The organism is Bacillus sp. TH19 (assembly GCF_016651075.1).
GTDB lineage: Bacteria > Bacillota > Bacilli > Bacillales > Bacillaceae_G > Bacillus_A > Bacillus_A mycoides.
In genome coordinates, this window is sequence record NZ_JAEKEO010000010.1 from 533,935 (window position 1) to 555,947 (window position 22,013).

A 22,013-nucleotide genomic window follows, 5' to 3' on the forward strand; every position below is an offset into this window, starting at 1 on the left:
CTTTTATAAAAAACTTCACATTTTAATGCGGGGATGGCTGTATCCATAACTTCGCAAAATTCGCCCAACCGAATGAATCAATTGTTACGTTTTTAAAGAAGAAGGGTATGTTTTTCTTTTTAAAACGTGATAGTTAAATAAAATGATGTTTTCAGCTTGTAAAAACTCTTCGATCTCATACATGAGCTTATACCGTTTTTCTTTATTGTCTTCTAATAAAAAGGTATCAAGTAAACAATTAATTTGTTTTGCATAGTGTGGGTCCATGAATCGATTTACGAAGCAACTTTTATTTTTAAATACATTTAAAAATGCAATTTCATGATCAGCAGCAAACACTTCGCCCATAAAAATAATATCCGCATGTTTATCAATAGAACGATCCATATAATCTGAAACGAGAAATGGGTGAAGTTCTACGTGTACTCCTAATTGTTCGCAGCGTTCTTTTAGGAAATGTGCATCATTTGCACTATCTTTAAATGCGAAGAAATAAATATGTATCGTTTCTCCATTATAGGTGCTCTTTTTTAAATAATCTTTCGCTTTTTCTAAAGAGTAGGATCTTCCATGAGCTTGGCGGCTTCTTTCAGGGAAAAAGCTTGATGCAGCAATTGTTCGTCGCCCCTCTATATTACGAAGTATCGTTTCAACGTCATATATTTCTCTCCAAGCTTTACGAAAGTAAATGTCGTGGTGGGGACCAGGTTTTGTAAAGTTGAAGCTAGCATAAATACAGCCTATTTCTTCTATTTGTATGTCATGTCTTTCATTTTCATTCTCATTTGGTAATTCATAATCAGCATCTATTTGCACATGATCAGGAATACCCCAAAATTCAATACGGTCTAATAACGCGCGCTCTTTAAAATAATGGGTGAACGCTTCGAGTACGATATTATCTTCAGAGTAATGAGCAAGCCTGAAAGGTCCAGTACCTATATAATGATGATTTTGAACGGCTGCATCATGTGGCAAAATTGCTAGTTGCATGGAACTCACATAGTGTAAGAAAAATAAATTTGGTTTTGCTAAATGAAATCGTATTTGCAGTGGTGATGGTGTTTCAATTTGAACAATTTCCTGTGTTAACCATGCGTAAGGAGATTGAGCTTGCTGCAATCTTTCAAATGAAAATTGTACATCTTTAGAAGTTAGAACAGTTTCGTTATGAAAATATATATCTTTTCGTAAATGAAACGTCCACGTAAGCCCGTCTTCGCTTAATTCCCACGTATGTGCAATGTGTGGTTCCATTTTTTCTGTAATATCGTTATAAATGACTAATGTATCAAAAATTTGGTTAATAAGATGACCCTCTGTTGTTACAGCCGTAAAAGCGGGATCTAATGGTAATATCTTTCTTGATATAGGGATCTTCAATATGTCATACATATCATTTGAAGGTTCGTATCCAAAATGATGATGTAGTTTATTTTCTATCTTTTTTTGAATTGCAAGGGGTAGAGGTTCTTTTAAAAGAAGAAAAACATCCTTTAACTTTTCTTGCGCTAACAGTTCATCTGTATAGGATTCAATTGCTTCTAGGAAACTATGTGCAAATAAAATTTCCGTTTTATTTCCGCGACCACGTCCTGGAGTCCAGTGAATTAATTGCTCCTCGTTCATTTTCTTTAATAAAATCTTTACGTTTTTCGTACTGCAATATAAAACATCCGCTAATTCTTGTAAGCTATTTCGTATATGTTGTTGGTCTTGTGCATGTAATCTTAAACGAATGTAATAGTCCATAATTTTCATATATACACTTCCTTCTATAATAAAGTGAAACTTTAATCAGTGGGGGTCTTACTGCCCGTTAATGCGGGATAAAAGGGGAAACTCTTTAGAATATTCTAACCTTTTTCTTCCTCTTTTTCAAAGTAAAATGAATAAGCATAAGGAGGGGGAAACAATGGGATTTTGGAGTATGCACCGAAATATAAAAATCAGAATTATAACTTCGTTTTTAACACGCACTGTATCCACAATGATTTTTCCATTTATGGCGATTTATTTTTCAATAAAATTAGGTAGTGCGATTGCTGGTGCTTTATTACTCATCAATGTGCTAGCTGCATTAATTATCGGTTTATATGGTGGGTATGTTGGAGATCGGCTCGGTCGTAAAAAAGTAATGATTATCGGCCAAAGTATACAAGTCGTTTCCATTGCTTGTATGGGAATTGCAAACTCAGATTATGTAGATTCACCGTGGCTAACATTTGTGTTTATGTTAGTGAATAGTTTAGGATCTGGACTTATGAATCCAGCGACGGAAGCGATGTTAATAGATGTGAGCACACCTGAAAATCGAAAAGTGATGTACAGCATTAACTACTGGGCTATTAACTTATCAATTGCGATTGGAGCAATATTTGGCGGATTACTATTTGAGAACTATAGATTGCAATTGTTTATCGGATTAACAGTTATTGCAGTTATTACTTTATATGTGATGGCTGTATATATGGAAGAAGTGTATGTGGCACGAAAAACGGTGGAGAAGAAAAATGTATTAAAAGATATGGCAGATAGTTATAAAGTCGTGATGAAAGATAGAGCGTTTTTAATTTTTTGTGCAGCAAGTATATGTACACTATCGTTAGAGTTTCAAATTAATAATTATTTGGGGATACGTTTACAGAAGGAATTTGAAACGATTCACCTTTTCTTTGGCGATGGTTTTACTTTTGATTTAACAGGTATTCGAATGCTGAGCTGGATTTCAGCAGAGAATACAATTTTAGTTGTGTTATGTTCGGCGCTTCTTATTAAAATGCTGAAAAGCTTTAACGATTTAAAAATTTTATATGTAGGCTTATTCATTTATACAATTGGATTTACAATACTCGGAACGAGCAATAGTTTATGGATCTTATTAATCGCAGGGCTTTTCCAAACTGTAGGAGAGATGATGTATGTGCCAGTTCGTCAATCTATTATGGCAGATATGGTGCCGAATGAGGCAAGAGGCTCTTATATGGCGATTAACGGAATGGTCTTTCAAGTTGCGAAAATGAATGGTGCATTAGGTGTTATGCTAGGGTCATTTATTGCATCTTGGGGCATGAGCGCTCTATATTTCATCGTTGGTATGAGCAGTATTTTATTATTTATGAAGGCGATAGGGAAAGAGAAGTATCAGAATGAAGGAAATGTTTCTCAGATTGGATGAAACTATATAAAAGCGAACCAGTTATACTGGGACTCGCTTTTTATATAATTTTTAAAACGGATCAACTTCAGCTAAATCAGGATTGGCGTTAGGGTTTGTTAATAAGGTTTTCAGTTCACCTACTTCTGAGAGAGCGACGAGGATATAACCACTAATAAGGACGATGAGTCCGATGACTCGTAATGTTTGCAATTTAATGTCACGGCTATTTTCTTCTGAGTTGTTTTGGGGCGTTGCAGGCGGATTGTTGTTCATAATAGAGCTCCTATCTTTTTTATTTATATGTGCGAAATCATTATTTAACTTATGGATAGGAATTGTATAGTCATTTTCACTATATGAGAACTGCCTATGAAAAGTGATTAGAAATTTTGGGACGAGAAAAGAGGCTGTGATGTGCAGCCTTTTTTTCGTTAAAACGAAGAAACGCGTTGCTTCGTTTTTGGTACAATAATAAATTTGATCCAGATTAACCCGATAATCATAATGATAAGACTATGTGAAAATTGCCCTGTAGCAATGAGTATAATACTTGAAAATACAATGAGTTGAATACTTAGCAATATAAAGATTAAGCGGAGAAATTGATTCATTCGTTTTTCAGTATCAATTGGATATAATGCTACAATAATATTTCCCGAAAAATATTTCCACAGAGAACGAAGCTGCATAGAAATCATATATAGGACGATATAAGCGATAGCACCTTTTACATATATATTCGGAATGAAATATAGAGCGAAAGCACCGATCAACCCTAAGCGAATATATATACCGAAATAATCATTACCGCGTAAAAATGCTAGTGTATGTAAATAGAAGAAAGTTGCTCGTTTTTTATGTAATAAAGGTTCAATCCAATTTGTAAGCCATTTTCTTTTATTTACTTGCTTATTCAGTTGCGGAACATCAGTGAAGATGCTAGCGAATTGATAGAAACGTATGTCCATTTTTTCTTCTTGCTCAATTATGTATTCCCACGGTATTCGCTTTGTGGGCTGTTTTTTTGTATATAGGAGTAGGAAGGCAAGAAGTAATAGTAAGCCTCCTAGCACAATGATATTTGCAGTATAAAACAGCATGTAAATGATCAGGGCGTTACAAGCAATGCGAATGATAAACCATATGCTTTTTTCATAACTATCACGCCACATCCAATGTATGTATATGTTCCAGCCCTTTAGAATCATTAAAATTATAAAGATTGTACATAAGAAAGGTACGGTTAGTTGTAATGATTGCATGGCAAGCGGTACGATAACAAGGAACGTAAATATAAGCGGGAAAAGCTGAATGATGTAATTATATAGAAGAGATTTTTTAAAATAAGATGTTAATTTCTCTTCTAATGCAAGTAAATAGACAGCGTCCGGTTTTTGAATAAATGTGCGAACTTGGCATCTCGTTACAATGAGTGTAAGTACGATCGTGATGAGTAATAAAGATATTCCTTTAGAAGGATCCGTTTTAAGAAACTTAGCGTAATAATATGCACCTACACATGAGACGAAGATGAAGCTATATAGTAAACCGTTAATCATACGTGCAAAGTATGTGATGGCATTTTGAATATGTTGTTGAAAGCGAGAGCTCCATAGTGATTCGATTGACATGTTTTTCACCTCTTTTTTCTATTATATATGTTTTATAAAGTAAAAAACGAGCAAATTGCGTTACGCAACTTGCTCGTTTTTCTTTTCTTTATTTTTTTTCTGATCACGATTCATTAATGGATAGAAGGCAAAGCCAATCCCGAATAAACCAATTCCGAGAAGAAATGTTTTTATATCGGATGCTCCTGTTTTAATAACCCATAGTGCATAGCAAAGTGCGATAACTGCAACTACACCATCCATAATTCTTGAACCCATTTCATTTTTATATGTTTCACCAGTTGCGACTAGTTTTAACTGGAAGATTGGTGAAACGAGATATGGAATGAGATAGGCCAGTGTTGATACGGTAATAACGAATGTATAAGCTTCCGCAATTGTTCCTGATAATGTTGAGAATAAGAACACTTGCGACATAATGTTTGTTAATCGTAGTGAATGAATTGGACTTCCTTTTTTATTCGTTTTTGCGAAGAAGGAAGGGAAGAAACCTTCTTTTGCTGCTTGATAAGGTACTTCTGAGCTTAATAAAATCCAGCCTAATATTGAACCGAATAGGGAAGTAAGAGCAAGTAATGCCATAAGTTTCCCGCCGCCATGACCCATTGCAGCGTTTAATGCATCTGCTAATGGACGTTCAGAAGCTTGTAATTTATCAACGTGAAGTACACCCATTGTTAAAATTGTAATTCCTAAGTAAATTGCAACTGTGATAAGTAATCCTGCAACAGTTGCGCGTTTTACCGTTTTTGGAGAGGTAGCTCGGTTTGATAAAAGAACGGCTGATTCAATCCCGATAAATGCCCAAAGTGTTGTAAGAGCGGCTAAATTTACTTGTGAAAGGAGACCGTGTGATACGCCTTCTTTATCGATCATCGGTGTGTACCATTGTCCAAACTTTGAAGCTTCGAACGCAAACAACGTAACAATGATGAATAGAAGGAATCCAGTTACTTTCGTTGTTGTTGCTAAGAAGTTTAGTTTCCCAGCTCCGCTTACACCGTTTGTTAATATTAAATGAGTTCCCCAAAGTAAGACGGAACAAATAGTAAATGTAATGAGCTTTCCAACTTCAATATCGAACGAGCCGATTGAAAATAATAGTCGCGTATCTTTCATAATCGGGAAGAAGAGTGATAAATATCCCGCGAAAGATGTAATGATGGCAACGTTACTTGCCCAGTTTGCAACCCAATATCCCCATACCATGCTGAAACCAGCCATTTTCTTTCTTTTTGGTGTTGAGAATAAAGCATATGCATGACTTTGTGGTCCTGTCGTTAAATCAGGACGACGAATTGCTAAATTACCGAAAACAAGAGCTAGCATTAAAACACCAAACCCTGTTGTTAACCAAGCTAAAGTGACACCGAGTGGGCTTGCTGTTTGTGCTAACGTACTTGGCACCATGAAAATACCAGCGCCAACCATGTTACCGACAACGAAAGCTGTTAGTACCCAAAAGCCCCATTTTTTTTGTTGCATAGAAAATACCTCCAAAGTTAGTATAACCAAGTCAAGCGAGGAGATATGTATGTCTTCCTGATAAGGAAGAGAAGTTCCAAACAAAACAAAAAAAGCACGTAATCTGCCGCTACATGCTTTCTATCTTATAAGAAACCCACGACATACCTCTCGATAGCTCTCCACAAACGAAACGTTTGTGACAGTTCTGCACTTATTAAATGCAGACCCAGCAAGCGTGTATGGTGGACACGACTTACTTCGGCAATCATTCCTTTCTCATTTCTTCATCAATGCCACTACATCTCCTGAAATGATACTCTTAATGACTGCAACCTCTACCTCACCGAGATACGAATGAGGATTTATGTATTAAATTAACATGTTTAAGAGTAACAAATGTATTTTTATACGTCAATGGATATAGTAATAATCAGATTATAGAGAAGAATTCGTTATTAGGTTCTGGAGGGTTTTAACTAAAAAGCAGCTGACCTAAATATTAGATCAGCTGCTACATATAAGATTAAACTAAGTTTAATACAGTTACTTTTTGACGAGTCATAGACTCAAGGCTCTTACGAATACCTTGTGCGCCCATACCTGAACCTTTTACACCGATGAATGGGAAGTGGTCAGGGCCGCGCTCTGTGCGTCCGTTAATTTGAACAGAACCAGTGTCGATTTTGTTAGCAATTGCAAATGCTTTGTTAATGTCTTTTGTGAAGACACTTGCTTGCAGACCGAACTCTGATTTGTTAGCAATTTCAATCGCTTGTTCGTCAGAAGAAACACGGATGATTGGAAGGATTGGGCCAAATGGCTCTTCCCAAGCAACTTTCATTTCTTCTGTTACGTTGTCGATTAATGTTGGATAAATTAGGTTGCGCTCACGTTTGTTACCGATAACGATTGTTGCACCTTTTTCAGCAGCATCGTCAATTAAACCTTGAACGAAGTCAGCAGATTTGTCGTCGATTAATGGAACGATTGTGCTGTTTTGTTCTGGAGATCCAACTGATAGTTCAGCTACTTGCTCTTTTAATAAGCCAGCTAGTTCGTCTGCTACATTTTCATGTACAAGTACACGCTTAATAGCTGTACAACGTTGACCTGAGTAAGAGAATGCACCGCTTACGATATGCTTTGCAGCTTCTTGTAAGTCTGCATCTTCACAAACGATACCAGGATCTTTACCACCAAGTTCTAATACAAGTGGAATCATCGCAGCTTTTTTCGCTAAATGTTTACCTGTATTTGTACCACCTGTGAACGATACCATATTTACGCCAGGATGTTCTACTAAGTAGTCACCAATTACAGAACCGCGTCCTGTAGCTACGTTTACAAGACCTTTTGGAAGGCCAGCTTTATGAAGTGCTTCAACCATTTTAACACCGCTAATTGCACCTTGAGTTGCTGGTTTGAAGATAACAGCGTTACCCATAATAAGTGCTGGTGCAAGTTTTGCAGCAGATAAGTTTACTGGGTAGTTAAATGGTGCAATTGCTAATACAACACCAAGTGGTGCGCGCTGAATAATCGCAAGTTTAGATTTAGATCCACCAGGGAAGCTATCACCCATCATGCTTTCACCGTGCATGTGAAGTGCTTCGTCAACTGTGTAACGAATTAAGTCAGCTGTACGAACGACTTCTTTTTGCGCATCTTTATAGCCTTTACCGACTTCTTTCATAATGATATCGGCAATTTCATCTTGCATATTTACGAGCTCATCAGCCCATTTATATAAATATTTTGCGCGATCTTGTAGAGAAGCTTCAGCCCATGATTTTTGAGCTTCTTTTGCAGATGCAATTGCTTCATCTACTTCTCCTTGAGTAATTGCTTGTACTTGCCCAATTACTTCGTGTAAGTATGGAGATGGAATGTCGATTGTTTGACCTGAAGAGCTTTCTCTCCATTCTCCGTTTAAATAAAATTTGTACGTATTGCTAGTTGTCATGATTAGTCCTCCTAAAATAGCAACTTGTAAGAGTGAGTATAAGGTGATTGTAGGTGGTTTGATAATATTTTTCAAATGAAATGTTTGTGAAAACGATTTCTTACTATTTTTTTATTTTGTATGCCCTTTCTTACAGAAGATTCTCTTATTTCAAACTGAATTGTAAGTAGAATGCATCACTTTTATTTTTTGTGATAAAAGATTATTTTATTCTAAAGCGAAAAAAACAATTGACAGAATACTCAATAAAGTTGTAAGATTATAAATGGAAAATAAATGAAGGGGGTGTGCGTAATGATTGTAATCGTAAATGTAATGGGCTTAGCTCTGTTAAATGGCGGAAAACATTCATATCATTACGCAACCTGTGCGGATATATAGGACCTTTTTGTCTTATGAGAAGCGTACGTTGCGTATATCGTAACGTACGCTTCTATGCATTCTATTGCATATCGTCAAGCGGCGATATGCTTTTTTTTGTTTGTTTTCCTTGTTACTATAAAAAACCGGAATTTGGAAGGTGGAAAAATGTGATGAAATTGTATGGCTTACGAAATGTAAATGTGATGGGTTTGGATAGCGGATAAAGAAATGTGAATCAAACGGGAACGAGAAAGGAGAGGTTATATTGTTTTCAGTATTACTAAAGTTAAGCTGGTTTTTTAGAGAGCATTGGAAAAGGTATAGTATTGCAATTGGGGTACTTTTAATTGTAAACGTGATAGAGGTAATTCCTCCGAAAGTGTTAGGAATTACAATTGATAATATTAAAACGGGAGCCTTAACGAATGAGGCGATTATGCAATATATTCTTATTTTACTTGGGGTAACGATTGGTGGGTATGTACTTACTTTCATTTGGCAGCACCAACTATTTGGCGGTGCGTTCGTACTTGAGAAAACGATGCGTTCAAAATTTATGGGGCATTTACTTAAGATGACACCGACGTTTTATCAAAAAAATCGTACTGGCGATTTAATGGCGAGAGCGACAAATGATTTAAAAGCAATCTCCATGACAGCTGGTTTTGGTATATTAACGCTCGTTGATTCTAGTCTATATATGCTTACAATCGTTTGTATGATGGGCTTTTCAATTAGTTGGCAGTTAACATTTGCTGCGCTTATACCGCTTCCGATTATGGCGTATGCGATGAATAGATACGGAAAGAAGTTGCATGAAAGATTTACAGTCGCGCAAGATGCGTTCGGGGATATGAACGATAAAGTACTTGAATCAATTGCGGGTGTACGCGTTATTCGTGCGTATGTACAGGAGAATGCTGATCAAGAAAGGTTTCATCATTTAGGAGATGACGTATACGAGAAAAATATGATAGTAGCAAGAATCGATGCATTATTCCAGCCAACTGTAAAAATGCTCGTCGGTCTTAGTTATTTAATTGGTTTAGTGTACGGTGCATATCTCGTATTCCAATCAAAGGTGACACTTGGTGAGCTCGTTTCTTTTAACGTCTATTTAGGGATGATGATTTGGCCGATGTTTGCAATTGGTGAATTGATTAATGTTATGCAAAGAGGAAATGCGTCGCTCGACCGTGTAAATGAAACGTTAGCTTATGAACCGGATGTAAAGAATCCGAAAGATCCAAAGGTTGTACAAGAGCCAGATTACATTGAATTTGATAATGTTACTTTTTCATATCCTTCATCAATTGAAACAAATTTAAAAAATGTTTCGTTCTCATTAAAACAAGGAGAGACACTTGGAGTTGTTGGGAAAACAGGAAGCGGGAAAACGACGCTCGTTCGTCAGCTTCTTCGTCAATATCCACTCGGGGAAGGGGATATTGCGGTTTCTGATGTGAAGCTAGATAAAATTACGAATGATAACGTACTTGGCTGGATTGGGTATGTACCTCAGGAACACATTTTGTTCTCAAAAACAGCGAAGGAAAATATTTTATTCGGAAATAGAGAAGCGACTGAAGAAGAACTTGAAAAAGCGATTGAAATAGCTGCGTTTAAAAAGGATTTAGAGTTTTTACCGGAAGGTTTAGAAACGCTCGTTGGAGAGAAAGGTGTTTCTTTATCAGGTGGGCAAAAGCAAAGGATTTCGATTGCGAGGGCTGTTATTCAAAATCCGGAAATTTTAATTTTGGACGATTCTTTATCAGCTGTTGATGCTCGTACTGAAGCGGCAATTATTGAAAACATACGAACAGAAAGAAGCGGGAAGACGACGATTATAACGACGCATCGTTTGTCAGCAGTGCAGCATGCTGATTGGATTCTCGTTATGGATAACGGTGAGGTTATTGAAGAAGGCTCGCATGAAGCGCTCGTTCGAAATGGGGGCTGGTATGCAGAGCAGTTCGAAAGACAACAAGGTGAAAGTGAAAGTACGGATAGTGGGGTGAAAATATGAGTGTTTCAAAACGATTGTTTCAATACGCGATGAAAGTAAAAGGGCCGATTTTTGCAGCGATGGCGATGCTATTTGTTTTCGTTATTGCAGAACTCGCGGGTCCTTTCGTCGCAAAAACGATGATCGATGAGCATATCGTTGGAATAGAGAGACCCTGGTATGAAACAGAAAAGAGTGAGGATGCTGTTTTATATAATGGCGCCTTTTATAAGCGAAGTGATCGCTTTGAACAAGGTGAGCAAAAAGGGAAAGAAGTCCGAGTGATTCAAGTTGGTTTTCAGTACTATTTTGTACCGAATAAAATAACGCTTGAAGGAACTCGTTCTGTTAAGGGTGATGTGCTTACAGTACAAAGTGGTAAGGCAGTGCAGGTTTATAAAACGAAAGCCTTAACGAAAAAGGAAGTATTTGCGTTTTATAAACCAGAAATAAATCGGTTACTACTACTTGGCGGTGGATATTTCGCTTTATTAGTAGTCGTATCATTATTTGCTTACGGAAAGCAGTTCTTCTTACAGAAGGCGGCAAACAAAATTATTCAAATTATGAGGGAAGACGTCTTTTCCCATATTCAAACGTTGCCAATTCGTTATTTTGACCATTTACCAGCAGGGAAAATTGTATCGCGTGTAACGAATGATACAGAAGCGATTCGTGATTTATATGTAACAGTGCTTGCGACATTCGTCTCTAGTATCATCTATATTATCGGGATTTTCGCTGCGCTATTTTTACTTGATGTAAAACTGGCGGCACTATGCTTACTCATCATCCCAATTTTAATTGTTTGGGCGATTATGTATAGAAAGTATGCGTCTGTATACAATCATAAAATGCGTTCGCGTTTATCGGATATTAACGGAACAGTGAATGAATCAATTCAAGGGATGCCAATTATTCAAGCATTTCGTCAAGAACATGAAACGAAGAAGGAATTTGAAGAGTTAAATGGTGATTATTTTAAATATCAAAATAAAATTTTAAATTTAAATGCAGCAACTTCGCATAATTTAGTGTCTGTATTAAGAAACATCGCTTTTACAGGTGTAATTTGGTATTTCGGTGGTGCTTCATTAAGTGCTTCTGGCCTCCTTTCTCTAGGGATACTGTATGCTTTCGTCGATTATTTAACGAGATTGTTCTCGCCAATTACGAACATGGTGAACCAACTGGCTAACTTAGAGCAATCGCGTGTTGCATCAGAGCGCGTCTTTGAATTGCTAGAGGAAAAGGGAGAGGCAGTAGAAGAAGAACGTATGCCTCGCTTAACCGGAAATGTGAAATTCGATAATGTTTCGTTTTCTTACAATGGAAAAGATGAAGTATTAAAAAATATTTCTTTTGAAGCGAAACAAGGGGAGACAGTGGCACTTGTCGGTCATACTGGATCAGGAAAAAGTTCCATTATGAATGTGCTCTTTCAGTTTTATGAATTTCAAAAAGGGAAGCTTACGATTGATGGTCATGATGTAACAGAGATGCCGAAACAAGCAACACGTGAACATATGGGAATTGTATTGCAAGATCCGTTTTTATTTAGCGGGACAGTGGCATCCAATGTAAGCTTAGAAAATGAAAAAATTTCAAAAGATCGCATCGTAAAGGCGTTACGTGATGTTGGTGCGGAAAGGTTTGCGAACAATATAGATGAAAAAATTACGGAGAAAGGAAGTACACTTTCAACCGGAGAACGTCAGCTTATATCGTTTGCTAGGGCACTTGCTTTTGATCCTGCTATTTTAATTTTAGATGAAGCGACTTCCAGTATTGATACAGAAACAGAAGCGATGATTCAACAAGCGCTAGAAGTTGTGAAAAAAGGACGAACGACGTTTATTATCGCTCATCGTCTTTCAACAATTAAGAGCGCTGATCAAATTATTGTGCTTGATAGAGGAACGATTTTGGAAAAAGGTTCCCATGATGAATTAATGAAAAAGCGCGGGCGTTATTACGATATGTATAAAACGCAAATGGAAGGAAACCAGAGTGCTTAATTTTTAGAAGAACTTGCGATTTTCGCAAGTTCTTTTTTGATAGGATTGTCCGCTTAGAAGTTAATATATTTCACCGGCTGAAAAACTTATAAATAAGTAGGTATTGTTTTACCTTTTTCTTTATAAATGCTATATTAAAAAATGTTACTTATTTTTTGTATGTAGCGCTATTTTTCCATTTTGTTTGATTATGAAGAAAAAGGTTAAACTAAATAAGAACATTTTCATTGAAAAATTGTTCGAAATTGCATACAATCAATATAGTTTTTAAATTCCTATCAGAATACTTGGAGGACTACTATCATGAAAAAATTATTTTCAGTGCTTGCAGTAACTACATTAGCGATTGGGATTGTAGCGGGCTGCGGTAAAGAAGAGAAAAAAGATACAGCTAATCAAGATGCATTACAGAAGATAAAACAAAGCGGTGAGCTTGTAATTGGTACAGAAGGTACATATCCACCATTTACGTTCCACGATACAAACGATAAATTAACTGGGTTTGACGTTGAATTAGCAGAAGAAGTTGCAAAACGTTTAGGAGTAAAGCCTGTATTTAAAGAAACACAATGGGATAGCTTACTTGCAGGAATAGATGCAAAACGTTTCGACATGGTTGCGAACGAAGTTGGTATTCGTGAAGATCGCCAAAAGAAATATGACTTCTCTAGTCCATATATTTCTTCTTCAGCAGCATTAGTTATTGCGAAAGATAAAGATAAACCTGCTACATTTGCTGACGTAAAAGGATTAAAAGCAGCACAATCTTTAACAAGTAACTACGCAGATATTGCTAAGAAAAATGGTGCGGAAATCACAGGTGTAGAAGGATTTAGCCAAGCAGCAGAATTATTAAGTTCTGGCCGCGTTGATTTCACAATCAATGATAAATTATCAGTGTTAAACTATTTAGAAACGAAAAAAGATGCAAAAATTAAAATTGTAGATACAGAAAAAGAAGCGTCACAAAGTGGATTCTTATTCCGTAAAGGTAGCGACAAACTTGTACAAGAAGTAAATAAAGCGTTAGAAGATATGAAAAAAGATGGTACGTACGATAAAATAACGAAAAAATGGTTCGGTGAAAATGTATCTAAGTAGCGCATTGATGTCAGATCGATTGTCTACTTGGATAGATATTATGCAGACTTCCTTCGCGCCTATGCTGAAGGAAGCTGTCTTTACGACAATTCCGTTAACGCTTATTACATTTATTATCGGTATTATACTTGCGACGTTAACAGCGCTCGCACGTATTTCAGGTAGTCGTATTTTACAATGGATTGCTCGTATCTATGTATCTATCATTCGCGGAACGCCACTTCTTGTACAGTTATTTATTATTTTCTATGGTCTTCCAACTCTTAATATTGAAGTTGAGCCATATACAGCAGCAGTTATTGGATTTTCATTAAATGTAGGTGCATATGCATCTGAAATTATTCGTGCTTCTATCCTTTCAATCCCGAAAGGACAGTGGGAAGCAGCTTACACAATTGGGATGACATACCCGCAAGCATTAAAACGTGTTATTTTACCACAAGCAACACGCGTATCAATTCCGCCGCTTTCGAATACATTTATTAGTTTAGTGAAGGATACGTCATTAGCGTCGTTAATTTTAGTAACAGAAATGTTCCGAAAAGCGCAGGAAATTGCGGCAATGAACTATGAGTTTTTAATTGTTTATTTTGAAGCAGGTCTAATTTATTGGGTAATTTGCTTCTTATTATCTATCGTGCAACAAATATTAGAAAAACGTTCAGAACGTTATACTCTAAAATAACCCTTTCATAAAAGGAGTTTTTGTTTTTATGATTTCAATTCAACATTTACAAAAAAGTTTCGGAGATAATACCGTATTAAAACATATAGACCTATCAGTTGAGAAGGGCGAAGTGGTTGTTATTATCGGGCCATCTGGATCTGGTAAAACGACATTCTTACGTTGTCTCAACGTGTTAGAAACGCCGAACGCTGGTAACATTCGCATCGGCAATAAAGAGCTTGATTTCTCTCAAAAAGTATCGAAGAAAGATATTGTAAATCTTCGTACGCAAACAGGTATGGTATTCCAACACCATAATCTATTTCCTCATTTAACAGCAATTCACAATGTAATGGAAGGGCTCGTTACAGTGAAAAAGATGGGGAAAGAAGAAGCGAAGAAAAAAGCAAACTATTTCCTTGAAAAAGTTGGTCTTGCGGATAAAGTAGACTTATATCCGTTCCAATTATCAGGTGGACAACAACAGCGCGTTGGAATCGCTCGTGCGCTTGCGATGGAGCCGGAAGTTTTACTATTTGATGAGCCAACGTCAGCACTTGATCCTGAGCTAGTTCAAGAAGTTTTAAAGGTTATGAAAGAACTTGCTAAAGAAGGAATGACGATGGTCATTGTAACGCATGAAATGCGCTTTGCTCATCAAATTGCGAACCGTGTTATTTTCATGGATGGCGGTGTCGTTGTCGAACAAGGTACACCGGAAGATGTATTTACAAATCCAAAAGAAGAACGAACGAAGAAGTTTTTACAAATGTTGCAATAAATTAAGGAAGGTCTCAAGGCATATGCCTTGAGACCTTTTTGCCATATATATTTATTTTTGGAATCCGCCAAGGCTTTGCTCAGCCATTGCAACTAGACGTTTTGTAATTTCTCCACCAACAGAACCGTTAGCGCGAGCCGTAGAATCTGCTCCTAATTGTACACCAAATTCTTGAGCGATTTCGTACTTCATTTGATCGATTGCTGCTGTTGCACCTGGTACTACTAATTGATTGTAAGAACTTTGGTTTGCCATAGGAATATATCCTCCTTAGAGTTATAAAAATTTTTTTGGTTGGACTAGCTGGATTTGAACCAGATTATCGCCCCGTTTGGCGCTAATCCATCGGTAATTAAGTTTGTACTCATAGTATGGATGTTACCTAGAAAGATATACAAAAAAATAATTTGTAAATTTTGTAAAAAATATTTCATCATTTCGTAAATTATGAAATAAGAGTAATCGTTGTATTTTTAAGAAAGAAGGCTAAACTAAGAGCGAAATCATATGCGTTTTTTTCTTTGTATAACCAGCTTGGCTTACTTAACTTATGATTTGTTAAAGTGAGACAAATTCCAGTTTAGTAAAATGAAAATTAAATTGGGAGCAACTACATAGTTCTGTTTTAACCCAGGATGGGGCAGAAAAAGGAACTGACCGCGTCTATGCACGGCTAGATGCTCTCTTCAATCTAAAAAAAGGGCTTTTTAATTGTTTTTAAACGATAACGTATGGAGGAATCATGATGGGAATTTGCCCGCTTTGCAACGCGCTAGAATCACAAACATATTCTTGTCAAAATTGCCAAGGTATACTCCAAGATTATGGGAAAACTGTAGATTACATAGACGATTACAGTGCATATATGGATCAAGAATTATTAAGTGCAGTAGACGGTTTAACACATAATAATTCACAGGAGTATTGCAATCATGTTTTTTATTGCGGAGTATGTAATGTGGAAACAGAAGTTGTAGTGAAGCTCGTTTAAATAAAAAACTTCCACCTTATGAAGGAGGTGGAAGTTTTTGTTTTTGTATTTGTGAGTTAATCATAGGGGAAGGGATGTTTTCGGTATGTGACGAAGGATCTGATTTTATTTGTGACATTTTTTCTTTCTTGTCGCGCAAAGAGTGTTCAGTTAAATAGATGGCATATTCATAAAATAATTGGCGCGTAAGTTCACTTTGTTCTTTTAACTTTTCATCTTGGAATACAGTTCGCCCCGGTTTAGAATTTGCTTCAAATAGCCACGGGTTTTCCGTGGTGTCTAAACCAATGTCAAAACCAATTTCTCCAATGTTCCCGGTTACTTGCCCATCGAGTGCATAACTGATTTGTAAGGCTGTTTGTTTTAGTTTATTTTCAATTTGAACTTGTTTTGTTGAATCAGGAAATAGTTCCTGAAGTAATTTCGTATCACCGCCACTATTTACATGAGTTGTTAAGCTACCTTTGCCGGCGATTTTTGCGACGATTGCACTGACTACCCAATTACCAAAATGGTTTTTATTTGTATGAATGCGAAAATCGACGGGTTGCCCTTCGAAGCGGAGCAGTGAGATACCTTGTTGTACGATAAACTTTTTTAAATCATGTCCTTTTAACACATGGTTAAGAAGGGCTTCTAATGATTGATACTTTCTTAGTTTGTTTTGTTCATTTTCACGATAACGACAATAGTAGCAATTATCAGTTTGAGAATAGAGTATTTGATGAATATTTCTTCCGAAGCTACCGTGTATTGGTTTCATATAAATGTACTTATGCGTACCGAGAAGTCGTTCTACTTGTTCAAAATGTTGAAATACTTCTGTATTTGGTAAGAATGGTTTAATTGAATCTTCTTTCATTAAAAGTTGATGCACTTCCCATTTATTGAAAAATCCCGGATTAAACCACGGAATCGCATAGTCGCTTTCTAAACGTTTTTTTGCTCTTACGATAGGTTTGTAATTTTCTGCTTGCCGATTTGGTAATCGGTCGTAAATGACATTTGGTAAAGGGACTTTGTTTTTTACCCATTTTCCTTCTTGAAAGAAGTACCCTTCAATTGTTTCCTCTTCCCAGTTTATATGTTGAATGCCAAAGACAAATACAAATGGCTGCAATGTGAATGGTGGTGTTAATAACTCACTGAGAGAGATGGAACGACTTCCTAAAGGAGAATTAGAATCATCGTTAAAGCCAGTTGTGAAAATCCCGATTAATGGGCCGAAAATAATGGTTTGATTGTGTAAGAAGGCATGGATTGTTGCTGAATGCGGTAGTAAAAGATCGGCTGCAATCTGTTCGCCAATAATAATTTCTCGCGTGAATGAATAATGAATTTTAATATTCTCACATGTAATATAACGTAAGCCAAAGAAAAAGGATGTAATTGGTGGTGTAATAGAAAAAACGTAAGGTAAAGTAATACTATTTGGCTGCTCATCTGAAATACTTAATGTATATATGTGCTCTTTCAACGGGGATTTCCTCCTTTCGTTATGGTGTAAAACGGCTAAACTTTAATGGACCATGAAAAATTTGCTCAGCCAGTTCGTCGTTGTACCTAGTATAAACATCGTAAGAAGGCATCGTATTGACGTACATAAGCCAAATGGCACCTTTTTGATCCATAATGGTAGAAAGCTCTAGTTCAAATAATGAAGAATAGGACTGATCGAGTGTTTTAAACACTTCATTTACAACATCATGTAAAGCATCTTTTAATAATTGAACGCCAGTTGGAGAAAGTAAATATTTAATTTTAGAAAATGGATGTAACATAGAACGTTCTGTTGCTGAAAGTAAAAATTGTGCTGGGAATGAAGATTTTTGTATAAATTGACCGAGCACTTGCCAATTCTGTTCTTTATTTTTTTGCATAATGGTTCGAATATGAATCGGATATGATAGTTGATTTGGAGGTTGTAACATTGGATGAATCATATAACTGAATGAGTGTATGTTCGATTTGCACCATGATATAAATTTATCTGTTCGTTTGAATTGAGTAGAAGTATGATGTTGTTCATTTATTGTATCGATATGAAATGTTTTATTTTTGTAAGTGGCCCGATATAAATTTTCATTGGAGTGTATATTGATTGGTCTTATAATAATATCTCTTGTTTCTAGTAGTAATTTAAAAATTCCTTGTACTGTTCCTTTTATTATTTTTGGTACGTAAGGGGAAAGACGTTTATTAGTAAGAAAAAGATTGTGTAAATCGCTTGGGTTAATAAGTGTGTTGTTTAAAAAGGTAGTGGAAGAACGTTTGTGTAATGAATGAATAATCGCATTTGCTTGTTGGAATTCCTCATCCTCTTTGAAATGACAACGATCATATATATATGAAGGAATGGGAAAGGTTTGATCTATCCAATTTCCTGTATCTGTATCGTAAATAAGACCAGAAACAAGATCTGTCTTTGAATCAATGCTAAACGGTGTGAATTGGGCAACGACGTTATGATAAAGACGAGCTCGCTTAGCGATTTCGGTGTAATACGTTTGCTCGTGATGGAGCCCGGAAGTTAAAAGACCAAGAACCAACGAAATCACTCCTTTAGTAATAAGATGTTTGCATTATAGGCGAAGCTATATATTGCAAATACGTTTTTATACCATTATACTTTTGTCCGTATGATGATATGCTATAGTTTTGGAGAAGTGAAAGGTTGATTGTGATGAATATATGGTTAAATATGTTAATAACGACAGGGCTCGGGGCAATTATTGGAGGATACACAAATCATTTAGCGATAAAAATGTTATTTCGTCCTCATCGTCCTATTTATATTGGGAAGTTTCAAGTTCCATTTACGCCAGGGTTAATTCCGAAACGCCGCGATGAGCTTGCTGTTCAATTAGGTAAAATGGTTGTAGACCATTTGTTAACACCAGAAGGAATCGGAAAAAAACTAACAAATAAAGAGTTTCAAACCAGTTTAATTCGCTGGACACAAGTGGAAGTTGATAAAGTAATTACAAATGAACAGTCGTTACGGGATATGTTAGAAAAATGGAATTTAGAACATGTAGAAGAAGAGGCGATCGGGAAAATCCAACATGTTATTACAGAAAAAATTCATGCATTTTTAGCAGAGTACTATACATATACATGGGAACAGGCGTTACCTCATTCTGTTCATGAAAAAGTAGAGAATGCGATTCCGAATGTAGCATCTTTTATTTTAAAAAGAGGAATTAGCTTTTTGGAAAGTGAAGAAGGAAAGGAACGCCTTTCAAAAATGATTGATGACTTTTTCGCTTCCAGGGGAACGCTGCTTAACTTAGTTGGTATGTTTTTAGGGAATGTAAGTTTAGTTGATCGCGTGCAGCCGGAAGTCATTAAGTTTTTAGGACAAGATGGAACAGAGCGTCTGTTAACTGATGTACTGCAAAAAGAGTGGGAAAAGTTAAAAGGAAGAGACGTAAAAGAATTAGAAACGTTCGTAGAGAAAGAAATGATTGTGAACTCCATATTGTCAGCGGTTAAAGTAGAGGAAACAGTGAGTAGATTTTTAAATCAGTCTGTTCAGCAAGTATGTGAGCCAGTGCGAGAAACAATCGTTGAAAAAGTGGTCCCTAGCGCAGTAGAGAAAGGCTTGAAGTGGGGGACAGAAAATGTGGGAAGTATATTGGGAAATCTACAGCTTGCAGAAATTGTCCAGCAAGAAGTATCTACATTTTCAACAGAGAGACTAGAAGATCTCGTATTGTCCATTACAAAAAATGAGTTAAAAATGATTACATATTTAGGGGCGTTATTAGGAGGAACAATTGGATTTATTCAAGGGTTGTTACTCTTGTTCCTTAAGTAATAAAGATGGGTGCATAGAAATAAAAGTGAAATTTCTTCCCATCTCTTGCATAGTTTGATATGGTAGGAAGAGGTGCGTATGTAAATGCACTTAAAAGGCAGTGCGAGCGAAAAGCGCTAGCCTTCTAAAGGAGGAAAAATAAAATGACAAAAAACATTCATGATGTTGCATATGAATTACAAAAAACAATCGCTGAAAACGAAGATTTCCAAACATTAAAAGCAAGCTACGCAGCAGTACAAGGAGATGCAGAGTCAAAGAACTTATTCGAAGAGTTCCGCACGATGCAACTTGGCTTACAACAAAAAATGATGCAAGGCCAAGAAATCACTGAAGAAGACAACCAAAAAGCACAAGAAGTTGTAGCTCGCATTCAACAAGATGCAAAAATTACAAAGTTAATGGAAACTGAGCAACGTTTAAACATCGTTATCACTGACGTTAACAAAATTATCATGAAGCCACTTGAAGAATTATATAGCGCGCAACAAGCGTAATGATAGAAGACGCTCCTAGTATGGGGGCGTTTTTTTTGTGTAGGAAATTTGATAGTCCTTCCACAAAAAAATCCCCTTCAAAATAGCCATGTGTTAGTGACTGTTTTGAAGGGGATATATGATGTATCTTTCAATTTCTCTTTTACATATATAATTACTTGTTGAAATACTCAGTTCTAATATTTTTTTCTTTCAAAAACTTTTCAATTTCTTTTTGCTTCCTACCATTAACTTTCTCAAAGCGTTTTGTAAAAGAAAAATCAGTTTTGAATAAGTTACCATCTTGCGCGAGTTTGTCTAATTCGTCCTCTAGTTCTACTAAAAGTGCCGTAGATGCTGAAATAAAGTCATGAATTTCCTTCGAAGGCTTTTTGTAATCATCAGGGATCGTATTGTTACTAATAAAATCATGGAAATTCGCATCATTTTGTTGCGCTAAATCTACTAGTTGCTTTAATTTCTCTCGGTCGGATTCCGTGACATTCTCGTCAGACATAGATGATGAAAGTGGAACGATGTTTTCGTCTAACTCTCCGCTATAATCTAAATAAATTTTTATATTTTGTTTCATTTCGTCTTCGTTAATCGTTTCATTCTTTTTTGAGGAAGTGAATATAGTTTCTGGAATTTTTATCGTTACATCTTTAATAGATTGCACATCGTTTTCTTCCTTAGGTTGTGCACTGTTTGAACAAGCTGATAGAAATAAAATTGTAAGTAACATGAGTAGATATAAAGTATACTTCTTCATTTTAATCTCCTTTTATATTCATTATTATCTTTGTAAAATAGCTATATTCCATTTCAAATACTTTACTAAAGTTGCGTATAGATGTTTTACCATTTGGTAAGATATGACGGATATGAGTAAACCGCTGCAAAAAGCGATGAACACATTGTAAACATCGGAATAACTAATTTGATGAAACCCTTTAAAAAATCCTAACCCTATTAATAAAATAGGTGAGATGATTAATAATGGAGTGGCAATGATAAGGGCTAGAAGAATCGGTAATAAAAAGAGTAGTACGAAAAAGGCGATAATGATAAAGGCAAAGTTTAAAACACTTAAGCTCATAACAGAAAATAGTGCGGTTATCATATTTTTGAAGCTTCGTTTATTGTCCGCGTTTTGTATTGCATAGGAAACATTAAGTTCTTTAGCAATAGTTTTAGGGTCTCCTAGTTTCCTGGAAATTTCTTCTTCAGATTTCCCATCCTGTTTAGCACTGATAAAATGAGTTTCATACTCTGAAATAATATCTTTCTTTTCTAAACTAGGCATATTCCGCAGGGAAGAACTAAGTTGTTCCAAAAATTCACTTTTGTTCATAACAATCACTTTCCTTTATAAAATGATGAATTACAGCTGAGAATCCTATCTTTTGAAAAGGGGATACGAATTATAAAGCACGTTCCAATTATTGGTTATTCCAATATTTACAAATATATCATTTAGTAATGTTCTTTGCAAGGTACTATAATCTTATTAATACTGTGATTAGATGTAATTTTTTTGTGCATTTTTAGAGGAGATATAAAAATATTA

Annotated in this window: 18 protein-coding genes, 1 pseudogene and 1 riboswitch; of the genes and pseudogenes, 9 read left to right on the top strand and 10 right to left on the bottom strand. The window is 36.0% G+C overall.

Annotated features, from left to right (window positions below):
* Positions 1-22: 22 nt before the first annotated feature.
* Positions 23-1,761: pseudogene (locus JFU54_RS20475) on the bottom strand (ABC transporter substrate-binding protein).
* Positions 1,762-1,915: 154 nt separating this feature from the next.
* Between JFU54_RS20475 and JFU54_RS20480 the strand changes: the two are divergent.
* Positions 1,916-3,178, top strand: coding sequence for an MDR family MFS transporter (locus JFU54_RS20480; protein WP_201066097.1), 1,263 nt, complete (start codon positions 1,916-1,918; stop codon positions 3,176-3,178).
* A 51-nt stretch (positions 3,179-3,229) separates the two neighbouring features.
* Here the strand turns inward: JFU54_RS20480 and JFU54_RS20485 are convergent, their stop codons facing one another.
* The 4 genes from JFU54_RS20485 to gapN all read right to left on the bottom strand — a co-directional run bounded on the left by JFU54_RS20485 (position 3,230) and on the right by gapN (position 8,221).
* Positions 3,230-3,433, bottom strand: a complete 204-nt coding sequence (locus JFU54_RS20485; RefSeq protein ID WP_002010828.1) for a hypothetical protein — start codon at positions 3,431-3,433, stop codon at positions 3,230-3,232.
* A gap of 158 nt (positions 3,434-3,591) precedes the next feature.
* Positions 3,592-4,791 carry an ABC transporter permease gene (locus JFU54_RS20490; protein ID WP_201051299.1) on the bottom strand — a complete coding sequence of 400 codons (1,200 nt, stop codon included), beginning with the start codon at positions 4,789-4,791 and terminating at the stop codon, positions 3,592-3,594.
* A gap of 60 nt (positions 4,792-4,851) precedes the next feature.
* On the bottom strand, positions 4,852-6,276 hold the full coding sequence (locus JFU54_RS20495; protein WP_002087377.1) for an amino acid permease: 1,425 nt from the start codon (positions 6,274-6,276) through the stop codon (positions 4,852-4,854).
* A 146-nt stretch (positions 6,277-6,422) separates the two neighbouring features.
* Positions 6,423-6,604, bottom strand: a riboswitch (Lysine riboswitch).
* Between the two features lie 177 nt (positions 6,605-6,781).
* On the bottom strand, positions 6,782-8,221 hold the full coding sequence (gapN, locus tag JFU54_RS20500; RefSeq protein WP_002010835.1) for an NADP-dependent glyceraldehyde-3-phosphate dehydrogenase: 1,440 nt from the start codon (positions 8,219-8,221) through the stop codon (positions 6,782-6,784).
* Between the two features lie 628 nt (positions 8,222-8,849).
* On the opposite strand from gapN, the gene JFU54_RS20505 reads away from it, so the two are divergent.
* The 5 genes from JFU54_RS20505 (at position 8,850) to JFU54_RS20525 (ending at position 15,156) form a co-directional block, all read left to right on the top strand.
* A complete protein-coding gene (locus JFU54_RS20505) occupies positions 8,850-10,610 on the top strand; it encodes an ABC transporter ATP-binding protein (RefSeq protein ID WP_201066104.1) in 1,761 nt (586 codons plus the stop codon).
* The gene (locus JFU54_RS20510; protein WP_201066106.1) at positions 10,607-12,607 is read left to right on the top strand and encodes an ABC transporter ATP-binding protein; all 2,001 of its coding nucleotides are present in this window, start codon (positions 10,607-10,609) and stop codon (positions 12,605-12,607) included. The genes JFU54_RS20505 and JFU54_RS20510 overlap by 4 nt, the downstream gene beginning before the upstream one ends.
* 303 nt (positions 12,608-12,910) lie before the next feature.
* On the top strand, positions 12,911-13,708 hold the full coding sequence (locus tag JFU54_RS20515) for an amino acid ABC transporter substrate-binding protein (RefSeq protein ID WP_002030008.1): 798 nt from the start codon (positions 12,911-12,913) through the stop codon (positions 13,706-13,708).
* On the top strand, positions 13,695-14,393 hold the full coding sequence (locus tag JFU54_RS20520; protein WP_033706449.1) for an amino acid ABC transporter permease: 699 nt from the start codon (positions 13,695-13,697) through the stop codon (positions 14,391-14,393). The genes JFU54_RS20515 and JFU54_RS20520 overlap by 14 nt, the downstream gene beginning before the upstream one ends.
* Before the next feature lie 28 nt (positions 14,394-14,421).
* Entirely contained in the window at positions 14,422-15,156 is a 735-nt protein-coding gene (locus JFU54_RS20525) for an amino acid ABC transporter ATP-binding protein (RefSeq protein ID WP_002010843.1), read from the top strand.
* Between the two features lie 51 nt (positions 15,157-15,207).
* Here the strand turns inward: JFU54_RS20525 and sasP are convergent, their stop codons facing one another.
* Positions 15,208-15,411, bottom strand: a complete 204-nt coding sequence (gene sasP, locus JFU54_RS20530) for a small acid-soluble spore protein, SasP family (RefSeq protein WP_000013349.1) — start codon at positions 15,409-15,411, stop codon at positions 15,208-15,210.
* Between the two features lie 490 nt (positions 15,412-15,901).
* On the opposite strand from sasP, the gene JFU54_RS20535 reads away from it, so the two are divergent.
* Entirely contained in the window at positions 15,902-16,147 is a 246-nt protein-coding gene (locus tag JFU54_RS20535) for a hypothetical protein (protein ID WP_002087367.1), read from the top strand.
* Positions 16,148-16,163: 16 nt separating this feature from the next.
* On the opposite strand, the gene JFU54_RS20540 is transcribed toward JFU54_RS20535, so the two are convergent.
* Both JFU54_RS20540 and JFU54_RS20545 read right to left on the bottom strand, forming a co-directional pair.
* A complete protein-coding gene (locus JFU54_RS20540; RefSeq protein WP_201066108.1) occupies positions 16,164-17,624 on the bottom strand; it encodes a YheC/YheD family endospore coat-associated protein in 1,461 nt (486 codons plus the stop codon).
* Positions 17,625-17,643: 19 nt separating this feature from the next.
* A complete protein-coding gene (locus tag JFU54_RS20545) occupies positions 17,644-18,696 on the bottom strand; it encodes a YheC/YheD family protein (protein WP_201066110.1) in 1,053 nt (350 codons plus the stop codon).
* A gap of 125 nt (positions 18,697-18,821) precedes the next feature.
* Between JFU54_RS20545 and JFU54_RS20550 the strand changes: the two genes are divergently transcribed.
* Both JFU54_RS20550 and JFU54_RS20555 read left to right on the top strand, forming a co-directional pair.
* Positions 18,822-19,967, top strand: coding sequence for a DUF445 domain-containing protein (locus JFU54_RS20550; RefSeq protein WP_201066112.1), 1,146 nt, complete (start codon positions 18,822-18,824; stop codon positions 19,965-19,967).
* Positions 19,968-20,110: 143 nt separating this feature from the next.
* Positions 20,111-20,464 (top strand): YlbF/YmcA family competence regulator, encoded by a 354-nt coding sequence (locus JFU54_RS20555; protein ID WP_002030016.1) that lies wholly within the window; start codon positions 20,111-20,113, stop codon positions 20,462-20,464.
* A gap of 154 nt (positions 20,465-20,618) precedes the next feature.
* On the opposite strand, the gene JFU54_RS20560 is transcribed toward JFU54_RS20555, so the two are convergent.
* On the bottom strand, positions 20,619-21,215 hold the full coding sequence (locus tag JFU54_RS20560; protein ID WP_201051305.1) for an NDxxF motif lipoprotein: 597 nt from the start codon (positions 21,213-21,215) through the stop codon (positions 20,619-20,621).
* Between the two features lie 24 nt (positions 21,216-21,239).
* Complete coding sequence (locus JFU54_RS20565) at positions 21,240-21,797, bottom strand: HAAS signaling domain-containing protein (RefSeq protein ID WP_002188462.1); 558 nt, start codon at positions 21,795-21,797, stop codon at positions 21,240-21,242.
* Positions 21,798-22,013: the final 216 nt, after the last annotated feature.

Excerpts from the sequence above, each read along its gene's own strand:
- JFU54_RS20480 (WP_201066097.1), top strand. The coding sequence starts at position 1,916 with ATGGGATTTTGGAGTATGCACCGAAATATAAAAATCAGAATTATAACT.
- JFU54_RS20485 (WP_002010828.1), bottom strand. The coding sequence starts at position 3,433 with ATGAACAACAATCCGCCTGCAACGCCCCAAAACAACTCAGAAGAAAAT.
- JFU54_RS20490 (WP_201051299.1), bottom strand. The coding sequence starts at position 4,791 with ATGTCAATCGAATCACTATGGAGCTCTCGCTTTCAACAACATATTCAA.
- JFU54_RS20495 (WP_002087377.1), bottom strand. The coding sequence starts at position 6,276 with ATGCAACAAAAAAAATGGGGCTTTTGGGTACTAACAGCTTTCGTTGTC.
- gapN (WP_002010835.1), bottom strand. The coding sequence starts at position 8,221 with ATGACAACTAGCAATACGTACAAATTTTATTTAAACGGAGAATGGAGA.
- JFU54_RS20510 (WP_201066106.1), top strand. The coding sequence starts at position 10,607 with ATGAGTGTTTCAAAACGATTGTTTCAATACGCGATGAAAGTAAAAGGG.
- JFU54_RS20515 (WP_002030008.1), top strand. The coding sequence starts at position 12,911 with ATGAAAAAATTATTTTCAGTGCTTGCAGTAACTACATTAGCGATTGGG.
- JFU54_RS20520 (WP_033706449.1), top strand. The coding sequence starts at position 13,695 with ATGTATCTAAGTAGCGCATTGATGTCAGATCGATTGTCTACTTGGATA.
- JFU54_RS20525 (WP_002010843.1), top strand. The coding sequence starts at position 14,422 with ATGATTTCAATTCAACATTTACAAAAAAGTTTCGGAGATAATACCGTA.
- sasP (WP_000013349.1), bottom strand. The coding sequence starts at position 15,411 with ATGGCAAACCAAAGTTCTTACAATCAATTAGTAGTACCAGGTGCAACA.
- JFU54_RS20535 (WP_002087367.1), top strand. The coding sequence starts at position 15,902 with ATGGGAATTTGCCCGCTTTGCAACGCGCTAGAATCACAAACATATTCT.
- JFU54_RS20555 (WP_002030016.1), top strand. The coding sequence starts at position 20,111 with ATGACAAAAAACATTCATGATGTTGCATATGAATTACAAAAAACAATC.
- JFU54_RS20560 (WP_201051305.1), bottom strand. The coding sequence starts at position 21,215 with ATGAAGAAGTATACTTTATATCTACTCATGTTACTTACAATTTTATTT.
- JFU54_RS20565 (WP_002188462.1), bottom strand. The coding sequence starts at position 21,797 with ATGAACAAAAGTGAATTTTTGGAACAACTTAGTTCTTCCCTGCGGAAT.